Here is a 15,298-nt window from a genome sequence, read left to right as displayed (position 1 = left end):
GGCGGCCGGTTGGCCGCCTTTTTTTATGAGTGGTTATGGATATTTTTTACGGGCGTGCAAAACGGTCAGAATTTTGATGTGGTCTGTCACCCGATAGACCAGTAAATAATTCGAGTTAATGACCATTTCGCGAGTGCCCGGTATTCGGCCGGAGCGGAAACCATGCGGTATCCAGGAAAGCCTTCGCGCTGCGGCGCTGAGCTTTTGGTGCAGTGCAACTGAAGCGACAGTGTTGCGTTGTTCTACGTATTCGATGATGTCAGCCAGATCTCCAAGAGCCGGTTTACTCCAGCTAACCGGCAGCGCGTCGATTCTTGCGTCTCTCTTCCAGCATCTGACCTAGCAGCACCATTGCCTCATCGTGGGGAATAGGCGGGCGCGGGTCATCAAGTGCGGCTTGTACCTTGGCGCGATACCAAAGGTCGTATTCCGCAGCCTCTTCTTCGGTTTCGAAGTCTGAAACGATAAGTGAAAGTTCAGCGCTCATCATGACCTCCATGATCAATGTGAAGCAGTCTAAGGGGATGTGGGCTCGTTGTCGTCACTGGCGGGACGAGGGACTCATCATCTCCAAACAGACGATGCAGATCTGTCAGACGCTTCGCTTGTGATGCGAGTTAAGTCGATCAGGGGAGTAGTTCGAATCTGTAAGGAATCAGTTTCTGGTTCTCGGGCCATGCGATGTCCAGGAAAGCCTCCGCGCCGCGGCGCTGAGTTTTTGGTGCAGTGCAAATGAAGCGACAGTTGTTGCTCATGAGTGCAGCGTCAGCCCATGCGGCGCCCAGAGGAGCGCCGCATGAAAAGCACGGCCTTGTTTCAGACTGATGCACCTGTTTTACCCAAACGACTCGCTTTGAGCGCAATACCCCGAGAAGCCGGTGTAGCGAGGTACGACACCATTCCCTTTAGTCGATCCTGCACGGTGCTACTGTTTCCCCCTCCCGTAGGCTGACCCCAGGTTACAACCCGGCCGTCAGCGGTGAGCGCGCTAAACCCGTGAGTATTGGTGTAAATCGCGCGGACGTCAGTCAATTGATCCGCTACCGGCTTTGTGTCTCCACCCACGGTGGCATTACCCCATGCTGCCACCGTCCCATCTTTGAACAGTACGGCAAAAGCATGAGACGTCCCTGCCACTTGGACAACATCATCCCGGGCAGCGATGGCATCGGGCACCTTGCCGTCGGCACTGGTTTCCGGCCAAGCAACGACATGACCATTTTCGCGTAGCGCCGCAAACGAGTTCCAAGTGGCAACTACGCATAAGATATCTGTCAGTGTCGAGATCAGTTGGGGAACAGTTCCCCCTTGTGCCACAGGCCCCCAAGCGACGATCTGATTGGTTTTGCGCAGGGCGACAAAACTGTACTTATTGGCACAGGCAAGCCTTTTAATATCCGTCATGGCGGCGATAGGGCCAGGTACAGTACCGCCATAGGTCGCGTTACCCCAAGCGACAAGTGTTCCATTGGCCCTATAGGCTGCGAAGGCATAGGGATTGCCGATAACGTCTTCGATATCGTCGAGTGAAGCTATTGGCGCGGGTACGGTTCCAACATTTGCCGGCAGCCCCCAAGCCTTTACGTGCCCTGTTGCAAGTCTTACGGCAAAGGCTTGCCCAGCAGGAATGATGTCAACAGCATTGATCACGGCTTTGATTTCTGCGGTGGGCACGCCGCCGTTGGCAGCGGTGCCCCAGGCATCCACCGTCCCACCGGCTCTTATACCGGCGAAGGCAGCGATATTACCGATGATCTGGACGAATCCGACCGGACTGACTGTGCCCATGTCGCTGCCCTCACCGGCAGTGGCACTCCAGGCTATCGTGGTGTTATTGGTGCGCCGGGCCGCAAAGGTGCTGCGCGTGGCACTTACCTCAACAATGTCGTTCATCGTGATGATGGTAGGTGGAATGACGCCACCATTGGGTCCGTAGCCCCAACCAGTCATGTCGTTCTTATCGCGCAACGCGACAAATGCTGCTTGACCGGTAATGGTCGTGTCGCTCCCGGTGCCGAAGATGTTCGCTTCGCTGAGTGTGACTTGATCGTCTGCTGTACGGACTTGAAGGTGCTCCTGTGGGGCGGTATCAAACCAGGTGCTCGCCTGCGTCCATTTGCTTTCTGAAGCGTATTTCCACTCTGCCTGAAGCGGTTTTGCGGTAGTTGCATCGAATGCCATCAGTAACCTGCTGGTACTGGCGGCCCGGTATACGCTGCGATTGTAGCGAGCGCCCATGACTCGTAGCTTGCCGGGAGAGATCACCTTGCGCACATCGTATACAGCCGGTGCGGACGGGCCGTCCGTTCCTCCCGCTTTGCGTTTGACGGTGTAGTTCAGCGCGATGCTGCCGCCTTCTTCGTCGCTGATCACCCTGTGAGGCAGTTTGATTGACGACAGTTCTTTATCGGCTTCTTCAGGCTTCACGGTATGGGCAGGATGGAGATAGGTGTTTTTCCCCTCCACGGTAACGCTGATTTCGTCGCCATCCTTCAGCTTTGCAGAGTCGGCAATGATGATCGTCGCACCGTTCGTTACATCGTCAGGGTTTAACTGATCGCCGTTCGCCTCGTTGATTTCGGCAACGGGCAAGTCGATCGGTACGATTTCTCTGGATACTTCATAAACTATGGCTTCCGATGGGCCGTCCGCTCCTCCGGCCTTGCGTTTTACGCTGTACCTCAGCGCGATGCTGCCGCCCACTTCGGCGCTGATCGCGCTGTGAGGTACTTTAATTGATGACAGTTCTTTATCAGCTTCCTCAGGTTTCACGGTATAGGCAGGATGGAGATAGGTGTTTTTCCCCTCCACGGTAACGCTGATTTCGTCGCCATCCTTCAGCTTTGCAGAGTCGGCAATGATGATCGTCGCACCGTTCGTTACATCGTCAGGGTTTAACTGATCGCCGTTCGCCTCGTTGATTTCGGCAACGGGCAAGTCGATCGGTACGATTTCTCTGGATACCTCATAAACGGTGGCTTCCGATGGGCCGTCTGTTCCTCCGGCGTTGCGTTTTACGCTGTACCTCAGCGCGATGCTGCCGCCTTCTTCGGCGCTGATCACGCTGTGAGGTACTTTGATTGATGACAGTTCTTTATCAGCTTCTTCAGGCTTCACGGTGTAGGTTGGATGGGGGTAGGTGTTTTTCCCGTCCACCGTAACGTTGATTTCATCGCCATCCTTCAACTGAGCAGAGGCGTCAATAATAATGGTGGCACCATCATTTACTTTGTCAGGATTCAAATAGCCTGCATTTGCCTCTTCGATTGTGGCGCCGGGCAATTTGATCGATGCGACTTCCCCCACCGTAAATTCCAACACATTCGAATAGCTGGTCGTGTTGCTGGCGGCGCGGAAGATCTCGTTGTGAACCTGCACTTTTTTCCCGCGGTTAGGCTCGATGTGCTGCGCTACAAACGCTGCGTACAGCGGGAAATCCACGTCCTTGTCCTTGGATAGTGCGTTGAGTTTTTTAAGGTCGGTAACAGGCTCATTGCCTTCAACGATCCAGAAAAACTTCACGATATCGTTGGCCTCGCTCGGAACAGCCACTGGCCGTGGGGCGGTGATTTTGCTGGCGCCGCCGGGCAGGTCCTTGGGTTCCAGCACGCCATCCTTTTCACCCAGCACGATGGGTTTGACCAGTTCCCGTTGCGCTTCGCCGACGCTGAGCAGCGAAGCGTGCAGCGACGCGCGACGGGTGATGGTGCCGTTTTCGTCGCTCAGCAGGTAATACGACAGATCCAGCGTGCCGCCCTTCAGGGTTTTGCCGTGTTCGCCGGAGACGGTCACGATGAAGCCCTCGGGATCATTGGCCTCGTCTTCGCTGGGGAAATACCACTCCAGTTCCGGGTCGTAAGTCGTGAGGTCGGACCGGGTGCCGAACCATTTCAGTTCGATGGCATTGTCCGGGGTGATCAGTAGATCGTATGGGATGCGGATGCGGTATTCGGGTGCGTCGGGGTCGAGCGCGCCACTGATCTGGTCGATCGCGATCGGTGCGGCCAGGCGTGTCGGTTCGCCGATTACGCTGTAGGACCGGGACTTGGATCTGGAGTTGTCGACCACGACGCCACCGCGGCGGACATGATAGGAGTACACCACCGTGCGTCCGGCCAAGGCACGCAGGGTGCTGTTGTTGTGCTTGATCGAGACCCGCACCGGCGGCGTGGTTGTAATAGCTTGAATTACCAGTTCGCTGATCTCTTCACCGTCGTTGTTGGTACCGATGACGCTGAGGTAGATCTCGTCGTTCTTTTTAAAGATATCCGCGTCTTCCGCCCAGACTTCCACCAGCGGCGGTTCGTCCCCCAGCACATCCAGATCCACGACGAGACCGTCGGCCTGTTTGAGGATGGGCGCACCCAGCCGCAAGCCTTGGGTGTCGACGACGATACGCACGGCCTCGCACCAGTCTTCGGACTCGTTGTACACGCGGTCGCGGATCTTGTAGCTGACCAACATGCCGTCGGAGTCTCCGGCTGAGAGGATGGTGGCCTTGTCGGCCAGAACCACGATGGGATTATTCTCTGGATCGTCGAGCTGTTCCTGGATGACGGGCTCGGATTCCACGGTTTTCCCGGCCCAGGCGAGGATGAGTACGTCACCGACGGCGGCGTTCTTGTAGAGCAAGCCATCGCCGGGCTTGGGTTTGGCGTAGACAAGTACACCTGCCTCGGCGGTGGCCTTGTCGACACCGTCGCGCACCACGTCCGGCGGATCGAAGGCCATGGTCAGTTCGGAGTGGCCATAGTCGGGATTGGTGTCCTGGCCGGCGGGCAGTTCGAGTTTGACGAAGAGCTTGATCGTCGGTCCCGTCTCGGGCTGCTGACCGAACCGCGTGATCTGGTAGGACAGCTCCCATGCGCGGCCGCTGAGCAAGCGCTCGGGCGGGACGAACAGGGTGACATGCTTGTTCACTTCGATGTCTTCGGTGATGGTCTTTTGCGCGACCATGGTGGTGCCCAGGTACAACTTGCAGTTATCGCTCTTGCTCATGCTGTTCCAGGCGGGAATCTGGGTCTTCAGCCCCTTGTCCGGATAGTTGAGTTGTGCGGCGGCGAGGTTGATGCCCCAGGTGCCGTCATCCAGCAGCCGGCCGCCGGGAATTTCCGGGTCGAGCAGGGACAGTACAGAGATTTCTTTGCGTGGTTGGATGAGCATGACGGGCACTCCTGTCTGATGTGGGAACGACGGAGTGATTAGGGCGCGGTTTCGTGATTTGCGCACCTGTCAGATCTGACAGGTAGAGGCATGTTTCCGATGAGTGGTAGTGCTTCCTTTCTCCCTGAAGCACGAGTTGGTTAGACAAAGGCGTATGAACGCTTTAGAGGTGCCCGCACCGGGCGGTGCGGGCGATAATGAACAAGGCTATCGTATTCCGACACCATCAGACGCGTGCCCATTCTCTTTGGCCTCTGCCCACCCTCCACCCACGATGTACTTGGTTTTCCTGCTGGGCCATGGCCAAAAAGAGCTGCCTTTGTCGGTCGACCAGTAATGGTGATTACTCATAGGCCAGCTTCCGCCATACGCCGCAGAAATTTCATTCAGTTCTCCCATGCTCGGAATTCGTGCGCCATTAACCGATGCGTTCGCATTCATGGCACTCCAGCCGCCATTGCCCAGACCAATGCACAAGATGACGTTGGTGACATGAACGGTATAACTCTTGGATTGCCCTACACCGTCTCTGGCCGTGATTACTGCCGAGCCTCTGCTTCGTGCCCTGACAAACCCTGTCCCGTCGACTGGCGCTACCGCTGGATTACTGGAACTGTAGGTGATCGATCCCGAGCCGCCCGAAGCCTGATGTCGGACCGAGTTGCCTGCATTCGCTGCGGGGAACAGGTTTGGGTAGTCTCGACAGATATATGTTTTGCCACCCAGCGTTACCGGATTCTGATTGAAGTTCAGGGGAGGGATCGGATTGTTCCGGTGGAAGGTCCGAGTATTGGAGTTCTGTCCTGTTGCCAGCGCTTTCGCATAGACCGAATGTCCGCCAAGTCCTATGCCCAGTGTGGTAGTCCAGCTGCCATTGCTCGGATGCCCGGTAAGCTTTGGGCCTGGATTGTTGTTGTCATAAATCTGCACTTCATAACGGGGTGTCACAGTACCGCTCAGCGTGACGCTGGAGTCGGTAGTTGCACCTCCATTTGGTAGTTCGCCTCCCGAGTGTCTGACAGACGTCAGCGTTACTGCCAGATGAGCCTTGACCGCAAAGTTATGCACCGCTGATTCAAGTTGTTGGCCATAAAGCGCTCTGGCCTTGAGGGCGTACCCTTTGACAGTCAAATCAGTGAGCGTGGTCGAACCATTGCCCTCGCCATCAAGTTCGATGGGAGCACCAATTGCCGTGGCGCTGTCGTAAAGCTGGATCAACTGATCTGGGTCAGCCTTCACCGCCACTGTCACCACAGAGTCGTAAGTAGTGCCATCCATCGCCACGGAACCCTTGGAGTCATTGACCGCTGTGATGCTGGGTTTGGTAGCAACGCCGACGGTGAATGTTCTCGGCTTGCCGACCGGGACATCAGCGTCGTACAAGGCTTCGACAGTGATTTTTTGAAGGCCTTCGGTCAGGCTGTCGGCAGGGCACTCCCATGTCCAGAGTGCTGAGGCTTCGGGTGTGCCTTTCAGTACGTCATTGATCCTGATCTCTACCTTCTCGCCACGCGTCGCCGTGCCCTGAACCGTCACACGTTTATCGTATGTCAGCCCGGCTTCAGGAATGTCCTGGCCTTGCGGGTTCAACACTTTGGTGATGACAGGGGTCACGTAGTCATAACGCGTGCGGATGGTCAGCGGCAGAGAGGGAAACTCGATCGCTGCCGACATGTCTGTGCTGCCATCAAAAACAACCGCGCACTTCACCACGGCGGCAGAACTGTGCAGCAGTTTCAGCAATTCGCTTCTGAGCAAAGGCTCGTACAGCCCTTGGATGACTTGCTGGTCGGTAATCAAGTGCCCGCTCAACACATTGATGACGTAGCTGCCTGTGCTGGCGCGACCTTCGAGCCAGATCGAGGCGAGCTGGCCTTTGGCAATGAACGGCCAGGGTTTAACCACCACGCTGGCGTCGCCGGCGATCTCCATCAAATCCAGCACCGCGTCTATTGCCTGCGGGACCTCAGGCCGTGGCAGCTCTTTTTCCGGGGCCTGAAAATCCAGTACCTGCAACGGCAGCACCTGTGACGACGTCCACAAGGCGTATCGCTGAACGTCGTGACTGACGTCAACCGAGCGCCGAATATTGGCACCCACAAAAGAGGCGGGCAGGTGAAAGGTGACGATGCCGGAAGATTCGGCGGGTTGTTCCCGATCCTCTGATGTACCGGCACCGGGTGTTCCCCGCCATTTCAGCGCCAGGGTGTCGAGTGCTTCGTCCATGCTGAGATAACTGCACTCGATATCGACACCGTCGAGGGCATCCATCGGGTTCAACGAACCGTTGGGGGCTTGCAACACAGTGGGCGCAGGCAAAAAACCTACGGGGATGCCAACCATCACCTCGAAGGGCGCCGAATAGCTGAACTTTCCAGTCGCGACATGCAGCAGGGTGTAACGCACAGTGACTGGATAGCCGATGTTTCCCGAGACGTATTGGACATCCACCCGAAAACGCGCGGTCTTGTCGATCGACAAAGTAGTGATGGGGATGCTGCCTTTGGTTGAGCTGAAAGCGGAGAAACCGGTCCAGTGATACGTCAGGATATCGTCCTTCAGCCAGTTGACCGGTTTGACCAGCACATGCGCCTGGGTATAAACCAGGGTCGGGTCGATGACGCCATCTTTGGCTTCTTCTACGTCAGGGGCGGGTAAAGTGCCGGGCACTTCACGTACCTCGACCCGCAGAAAATCAGACTCGCTGAGTCCATAATCGGCTGGATCGTCGTTGTACACCCGGTAATAGAGTTTGAGGCTGCCGTTGATCAAGGCGAGGATGTGCTCGTTCATCACGTAGATGTAGATAAAACCCGTCTGCTGATCGTTGTTGCTGACGTCATATGGTTCCTCATACAGATAGCCATTGCCGTCTGATTTCGTGCCGTCCCAGATCATGTTGATCGTGTCGCCGGTTTTGAGGCTCGGGTAGGTAATTCTTACGGTCGCTGTTTTGCTGTCTCCAGGCAAAATCGCACCGATAACCTCTTCAATCTTCGGGGCGGGCAGCAATGCCGGATTGCCGATCACTTTGACGAAGGTGCGCTTGGAGTAGAGCAGAGGGCTTTCGTCTTTCTTGCGCAAAACATAGGAGCCATCGAGCGTCCCGGTGGCGAAGAGACTGACGAATGCGAAGGGGATCGGGAATTCGAGAATGTAGGGAAGATTGCCGACGGTGACTTCCTCGGTCAGGGTGCGAGGCGCTGTTCCGGTGCTCCCGACACCGGCGACATTGATCACGATCGTGTCGCCCGTGGTGAACTCCTTATTGGTTTCGAGCCGGATCAGCAGGTTGGTCGCCTGATGGTCCAGTTGATCGAGATGGAGTTCGCCATCATCGGCATCTTCGAAGAAGGCCGGGTAGAGGCGAGAAGCACCGGCATCCACCGGAATCCTGGTTTCCTTCGACCATTTCTCGCACCAGTTCCAGACCTCGTCATGGATTTCGTACCTGATCGGCAACGAGCTGCTATCGCCAGCGGTCAGGATGTCGGCGGGCAATGCGGTGATGACAATCTCCTGGATACCCTCGGCCTCGGCCTGAGTCACCACGTGTGGGGCCAGAAGCGTACTCCCCCAGCGCACCCAGATGACATCGCGCGCCCGACTTCCCCGATAGTGCTTGATGGTCATGGGGACGCCGGTGTTCGCCCAATCCTTGCTGACACCATTGTCGATGACATCCTCTGGCAACCCGACCAGGTCGAGGTGTGAGTGCCAAGGAAGATGCTGCTCCTCATCCTCCCCAGCGGGTAAATCCAATTTGACTAACAGTTTCAATGCGACCGAAGGGTCGTCAGGGAGTGGTTCACCTAGCCGGGTCACCTGGTAATAGCACTCAGAGTAACCCGGGGCGATTTCAACAGTCGGGAGAAAGAAAAACAGTCGCTCATTGACTTCTTCGGCTTTGACTTTAAGTTCGTGGATGATTTTGTTGTTCCAGAAAATCTGGATTTCATCTCCCGCTCCCATACCGATGTACGGATCGATAACGGTGAATATTCCAGCCTCGGATTCTTCATATGTGCCCAGGTTGATACCGCCGTCGGCATCCTCGACAGGACGAGTCATGCCGGCGAAGTAGATGGGCCATTCTTCTAAAAGCCCGACGGACAAATTTCCGCGAGGAGGGAACAGAAAAAGTTTGAAAGAGTTCATGGGGGATCCGCCTGAGCATGAAAACGGGAATTCCTTTCTAGTCCCTTTCATTGCTCATTGACTACTGTCAGATCTGACAGGGGAAAGCATAATTCAGACGAACGGTCCAGTGCAGGTATGTCTGTTAATCGGGCGGCCGGTTGCTAGTGATGGCCAGCCGATCAATACCGTACTCACCGGCAGGGACGATGCTTTGTATGGATGTCGAGGGGCCGATTCTTGCCCACGTCCCACAGAATGATTAGCGTGATAGTGCTATAGCCCTTGGCTTCGGGGGTATCGCTCAGTCGAATTTCGAGACCGCCTCTTTCGACCACGGCTGAGCGATATGGCTAGGATCCGGCAAGTAAGGCTGGCTGGGATGTCCTTCAAGCTGTTGCTATCTCCTCCAAATCCATTAATTACCATCAGCCACCTTACGCTCGATCTCATCGACCTTACGCTGCAGCTCTTGCGCTTCCTGCTCTTTGACCCGAGTGGAAGAGGGCGTGATGACCTTGTCCACGCCTTCGGTCTTGCCGTCGCGGTCCTGCAGATCGCGCTCGACCACGTTCACCGGTTTGCCGCTGGCATCGGTGGGTGGGGCGTTGGGAGTTTTGTCGTCGTTGGTATTCATGGTGCTGGCCTCCAGTGGGTGTACATATTGGAGACAGCGCGGCGGCAGACGTTCGAAATTTTTCAGCGCCAGTGCCCTCTCGCGCAGGAGAGGGCACAGTGGCGTTCTTCAGTCCTTGAGAATGTCGCGATCCTTGGTTTCCGGCAGGAAGAACGTGCCAAGTATCGCCGTCGCCACTGCAATGACGATCGGGTACCACAGCCCGTAATAGATATCGCCGGTGGCGGCGACCATGGCGAACGCCACGGTCGGCAGGAAACCGCCGAACCAGCCGTTGCCGATGTGGTAGGGCAGCGACATCGAGGTGTAGCGGATGCGCGTCGGGAACAGTTCGACCAGCCACGCGGCGATCGGGCCATAAACCATGGTCACGTAGATCACCAGGACGGTCAGCAGAAGCAGCATCATCGGATAGTTGATTTTCGCCGGGTCGGCTTTTTCCGGGTAACCGGCGTCTTTCAGCGCCGCGGCGAGATTGGCGGTGAAGGCGTCGTTGCGGGTCTTGAAGTCGGCGGCGGGGAGGGCGCTGCCTTCGAAGCTCTCGACCACGCGGTCACCGATGCGCACCTGCGCCACCGTGTTCGGTTCTGCGGCGACGTTCTCGTACGGGATCGCCCGTTTCGCCAGCAGGGTTTTCGCCAGGTCGCAGGAGCTGGTGAATCTGGCCTTGCCCACCGGATCGAACTGGAACGAGCACTGATCAGGGTTGGCGATCACCTTGACCGGATTTTTTTCCTGCGCGACGAACACGTCCGGATTGCCGTACTGGGTCAGCGCAGTAAAGATCGGGAAGTAAGTCAGCGCCGCGAGAATGCAGCCAGCCATGATGATCGGCTTGCGCCCGATGCGATCGGACAGGCTGCCGAAAATCACGAAGAACGGTGTGCCGATCAACAGCGAACCGGCGATCAGCAGGTTGGCGGTCTGCGCGTCGATCTTCAGGGTTTGCAGAAGGAAGAACAGCGCATAGAACTGCCCGGTTTACCAGACCACAGCTTGCCCTGCGGTACCGCCGAGCAGCGACATGATCACCACTTTGAGGTTGTCCCAGCGTGCGAAGGATTCGGTCAGCGGCGCTTTCGAGGCCTTGCCTTCGTCCTTCATTTTCTGGAATACCGGCGACTCGCTCAGTTGCAGGCGGATGTACACCGACACGGCCAGCAGAATGATCGACAGCAGAAACGGAATCCGCCAGCCCCACGCCTCGAACGCTTCTGTGCCCAGCGCAGTGCGGCAGGCAAGAATCACCAGCAACGACATGAACAGACCGAGGGTGGCGGTAGTTTGAATCCACGAGGTGAAAAAGCCACGGCGATTACGTGGTGCGTGCTCGGCCACGTAGGTCGCCGCGCCGCCGTATTCCCCGCCCAGCGCCAGGCCTTGCAGCAGACGCAGGGTGATGAGGATGACCGGGGCGGCGACGCCAATGGTCGCGTAGCCGGGCAGCAAACCGACGATTGCCGTCGACACGCCCATGATCACGATGGTGATCAGAAACGTGTGCTTGCGCCCGATCATGTCGCCCAAGCGCCCGAAGACGATAGCGCCGAACGGCCGCACCGCAAACCCGGCGGCGAAGGCCAGCAGGGCAAAGATGAACGCGGTGGTTTCGTTGACGCCGGCGAAGAAGTGCTTGGCGATGATCGCCGCCAGTGAGCCGTAGAGGTAAAAGTCGTACCACTCGAAAACCGTGCCCAGCGAGGAGGCGAAGATGACCTTGCGCTCCTCCCTGGTGATGCCGCCGCTGCGCGGTGGCGTGCCGGTGGATGCTGTGTCGATTGTGGCCATGGGTGTTCTCCGTCGTGCTTATTGTTGTAGGCCGGAGTCCCCCGTTACTGCCTGTCGCACTCTGGCCCGTTGGCATCTGCCGCCGTTGCTCTAGCGTGAAGCTTGCACAGTCTGACCGCCTCGCAGGGCTGCAAGGTTTCCTGAAGCATAATCAGCTTTTGCCAGATATCCACTCGGCCTACGCTTTGACCCAACGCTGCCGGCTCCAGGCGCTCAACCAATCAACCAGAAACACCAGCAACAGCATCGCCAGAATCACCGTACTGGCCTGGGCTTCCTGGAACAGACTGAGACTGACATACAGCATCTGGCCCAGCCCGCCGGCGCCAACAAAACCCAGCACGCTGGCCATGCGGATGTTGTTTTCCCAGCGATACAGGCAGTAGGCGAGCAGTTGCGGGGCGAGGTTCGGCAGGGTGCCGTAGCAGAACGCGAGAAGCGGATTGCCGCCCTGCAAGCGAATCGCTTCTGCGGGTTGCGGCGGGGTGTTTTCCAGCGCTTCGGCGAACAGCCGACCGAGCACGCCGGTGGTGTGCAGGGCGAGGGCGAGGGTGCCAGCGTTCGGCCCGAGCCCGGCGGCAAGCACCATCAGCGCCGCCCAGACCAGCTCCGGAATCGCCCGCAAGCCGTTGAGCAGCAGACGCGCCGCACTTTGCAGCGGCCAGCCGAAACGCCCTGCGGCAGGCAGCGCCAGAACAATGCCGAACAGTGCCGCGAGCAGGGTGCCGAGGGCCGACATGGCCAGGGTTTCCAGTGAACCGTGGGCGATGGCTTTCAGGTAACCGGCGCTCAAGTCGGGACTTAGAAAGCGCTGCACATAACTGCCCATCTGCTTGAGGCTATTGGCGCTGCCGAGTTCGGCGAGATCCAGCTCCAGATAGGCAAAGGACGCGACCACCGCACATGCGATGACGACGATCAGCAGCAGGTTGATCAGGCGCCTCATGTCAGCCTCCAGCGCAGCAAGCGGCTGAGCTGATCGGCGCACAGCACCAGCAGCAGGAACGTCAGCAACATGCTGGCGACTTCACCGCCGGCGAACATGCGGATCGACAGGTCAATTTGCTGCCCCAGTCCACCGGCACCGACAAAGCCCATCACCACCGAGGCACGGATTGCGCACTCCCAGCGATACACCGTGTACGAGAGCAGTTCGGCGGCGACATTCGGCAACGTGCCGTAGGCAAATGCCGCCAGTCGGCCGCTGCCGGCCTGCAACAATGCGTGCGCCGGGCGTTGGTCGGTGGATTCGAAGATCTCCGCGTAAACCTTGCCGAGCATACCGCTGTAGGTGATGGCGATGGCCAGCACGCCCGCCGCCGGCCCGAGGCCGACCGCGCGCACAAACAACAGCGCCCAGACGATCTCCGGCACGCTGCGCAAAAAGATCAGCAAACCGCGAATCGGCCAGCGCAGCAAACGCCCGGGCAGGCTCGGCACGCCGCCCCGGGACGCCGCCGAGAGCGACAGCGCGCGACTGGCGATCAGACTTGCCGGCACTGCCAGCAGCAACGCCAGGGCCATTCCCGCTGTGGCAATCGCCAAGGTTTGCAGGGTGGCTTTGAGCAGCAGTTGCAGGAACGCCTGATCGTGCGCCGGTGGCCAGAATGCCGATACAAAACGGCCCATTTCGTTCTGGCTATCGGCCTGAAACAGCACGCCCAGGTCCAGCTCACTGAGCTGAATGCCCGGCCACAGCAAAGCCAGCGCCAGCAGCGTCAGCAACAGTCGCGGCCACGCCGCCGGGTCCCGTGCATCGGCCTTCAGCATCGCGGAATCTGCACAATCAAAGGCGCGACCGCTGGCGCTGGCGATTGCAGTTGTTCATTGGCGTACAGCGCATCGAGCTTGTCGCGGCTGACTTGATCGGATGGGCAATCAAAAAGAATCTGCCCGTCGCGCAAGCCAATGATCCGTGGAAAGTGCGCCAGCGCCAGATCTACCGCGTGCAGACTCGCCACCAGCGTGACGTTGTGCTCCCGGGCATGGCGCGACAGGATCGACAGCGTGTGGCCGGCAAGCACCGGGTCCATCGCCGAAACCGGTTCGTCGGCGAGCAATATTTCCGGCGCCTGATACAGCACCCGCGCAATGCCGACGCGCTGCAATTGCCCGCCGGACAATTGCTGGCAATGGGCGAACAGCTTGTCGCCCAGATCCAGTCGCGCCAACGCCGCGCGGGCGCCCGCCACATCCAGCGGATGCAGCAGGTTCAGCAGACTTTTGCCCAGACTCCACTGACCGAGCTTGCCGGCCAGCACCGCCGTAATCACCCGCTGACGCGGCGGAATCGGCGGCGCCTGATGCACCAGACCGATGCGCGCACGCAGGCGTTGACGCTGGTGAGCCGACAAGTGCCAGGCGCGTTCGCCGAGCACTTCGATGTCGCCACTGCTGGGCTTGAGCGCAGTCGCCAGCAGATTGAGCAGGCTCGACTTGCCCGCGCCGGACGGGCCGATGATCGCCACCTGTTCGCCAGCGCCAATCTGCACGTCGATGTTACGAAGGGCATCGACGCCATTGGCATGGCGCAGGCTGCCCTGGGTGAGGCGTAGGGTCATTTCAGCAATTCGGCAGCGCGGGCGGCTTCCTCGATGCCCTTGTAGTTCTCGGGCTTGGTCTCGATGAAGCGACTGGCGGCCTGCAGATCGAGGATCTTCTTCTGCTCAGGATTGGCCGGGTCGAGGTCGAGGAAGGCTTGCTTGATCTTCGCGGCCAGCTTCGGATCAAGGGTGCCGCGCACGGTCCAGTTGTAATCGAAGTAGGTAGGGGTGGTGGCGAAGACTTTGACTTTGCTGGTGTCGACCTTGCCGGCGTCGACCAGTTTCTGCCAGACGCTGGCATTCAACACCCCGGCATCGACCTTGCCGGCCTGCACCCAGGCAACGGTGGCGTCATGCGCGCCGGAGTAGGCGACGCGGCTGAAGAAGCCCTCAGGTTTGATGCCGTCGTTTTTCAGCATGAAGTAGCGCGGCATGAGGCTGCCGGAGGTGGACGACACCGAACCGAACGCGAAGGTCTTGCCCTTAAGGTCGGCGAGGCTTTTCACGTTCGGGTCGGCGGTGATGAATTTGCTGGTGAACTGCGCATCCTGCTCGCGCTGCACCAGTGGGATCACTGGCGTGGTGGCGTCGGTCTTCAATCGAGCTTGCACAAAAGTGAAACCGCCGAGCCAGGCCATGTCGAGGCGATCGGTGGCCAGGGCTTCAACCACGGCCGGGTAGTCGGCGACAGGCACAAACTGCACCTTCATGCCCAACTGCTGCTCAAGGTAGGCGCCCAGCGGTTCGAACTTGCGCAGCAACTCGGTCGGGGCTTCGTCGGGAATCGCGCTGACGCGCAGGACATCTGCGGCTTGCGCTATCAGGGCAGAAAAGGACAGGGCCAGACCGGCGGTGAGGGCGAGGGTACGCTTGAACATAGAATTCTCCGTTTCGTAAGCGTCAACATTCGAAGGGCCACCGGTTGTCAACGGCGCGCCACGTCAGGGTAGACGAAACGGCGAGGTTATACGCATTCGCGATGAGATTGGCCAGCCTCCGTGCCGGCGCGTTGTGTCTGTTTATGTGCGGT

The 15,298-nt window shown here is 58.5% G+C and carries 9 protein-coding genes and 1 pseudogene; all 10 read right to left on the bottom strand.

Going from position 1 to position 15,298, the window contains the following annotated elements:
• Positions 1 to 33 precede the first annotated feature (33 nt).
• Positions 34 to 255, bottom strand: coding sequence for a type II toxin-antitoxin system RelE/ParE family toxin (locus tag PspCFBP13508_RS04245; protein ID WP_231507568.1), 222 nt, complete (start codon positions 253 to 255; stop codon positions 34 to 36).
• A gap of 37 nt (positions 256 to 292) precedes the next feature.
• On the bottom strand, positions 293 to 487 hold the full coding sequence (locus PspCFBP13508_RS04240) for a stability determinant (RefSeq protein WP_110645437.1): 195 nt from the start codon (positions 485 to 487) through the stop codon (positions 293 to 295).
• A 329-nt stretch (positions 488 to 816) separates the two neighbouring features.
• Complete coding sequence (locus PspCFBP13508_RS04235; protein ID WP_137213751.1) at positions 817 to 5,163, bottom strand: hypothetical protein; 4,347 nt, start codon at positions 5,161 to 5,163, stop codon at positions 817 to 819.
• A gap of 207 nt (positions 5,164 to 5,370) precedes the next feature.
• The gene (locus tag PspCFBP13508_RS04230; protein ID WP_137213750.1) at positions 5,371 to 9,321 is read right to left on the bottom strand and encodes an Ig-like domain-containing protein; all 3,951 of its coding nucleotides are present in this window, start codon (positions 9,319 to 9,321) and stop codon (positions 5,371 to 5,373) included.
• Between the two features lie 397 nt (positions 9,322 to 9,718).
• The gene (locus PspCFBP13508_RS04225) at positions 9,719 to 9,937 is read right to left on the bottom strand and encodes a hypothetical protein (protein WP_137213749.1); all 219 of its coding nucleotides are present in this window, start codon (positions 9,935 to 9,937) and stop codon (positions 9,719 to 9,721) included.
• Positions 9,938 to 10,045: 108 nt separating this feature from the next.
• Positions 10,046 to 11,725, bottom strand: a pseudogene (locus PspCFBP13508_RS04220) (MFS transporter).
• Positions 11,726 to 11,903: 178 nt separating this feature from the next.
• Entirely contained in the window at positions 11,904 to 12,671 is a 768-nt protein-coding gene (gene phnE / locus PspCFBP13508_RS04215) for a phosphonate ABC transporter, permease protein PhnE (protein WP_137213748.1), read from the bottom strand.
• Positions 12,668 to 13,495, bottom strand: a complete 828-nt coding sequence (locus PspCFBP13508_RS04210) for an ABC transporter permease (RefSeq protein ID WP_130911897.1) — start codon at positions 13,493 to 13,495, stop codon at positions 12,668 to 12,670. Before PspCFBP13508_RS04210 ends, phnE begins: the two co-directional genes overlap by 4 nt.
• Positions 13,489 to 14,286 (bottom strand): ATP-binding cassette domain-containing protein, encoded by a 798-nt coding sequence (locus PspCFBP13508_RS04205; RefSeq protein ID WP_056789573.1) that lies wholly within the window; start codon positions 14,284 to 14,286, stop codon positions 13,489 to 13,491. Before PspCFBP13508_RS04205 ends, PspCFBP13508_RS04210 begins: the two co-directional genes overlap by 7 nt.
• Positions 14,283 to 15,146, bottom strand: coding sequence for a putative selenate ABC transporter substrate-binding protein (locus PspCFBP13508_RS04200; RefSeq protein ID WP_137213747.1), 864 nt, complete (start codon positions 15,144 to 15,146; stop codon positions 14,283 to 14,285). The genes PspCFBP13508_RS04205 and PspCFBP13508_RS04200 overlap by 4 nt, the downstream gene beginning before the upstream one ends.
• Positions 15,147 to 15,298 lie beyond the last annotated feature (152 nt).

The sequence above is a fragment of the Pseudomonas sp. CFBP13508 genome (assembly GCF_005233515.1).
GTDB lineage: Bacteria > Pseudomonadota > Gammaproteobacteria > Pseudomonadales > Pseudomonadaceae > Aquipseudomonas > Aquipseudomonas mercuritolerans.
This window is presented reverse-complemented; position numbering and strand designations above follow the sequence as displayed.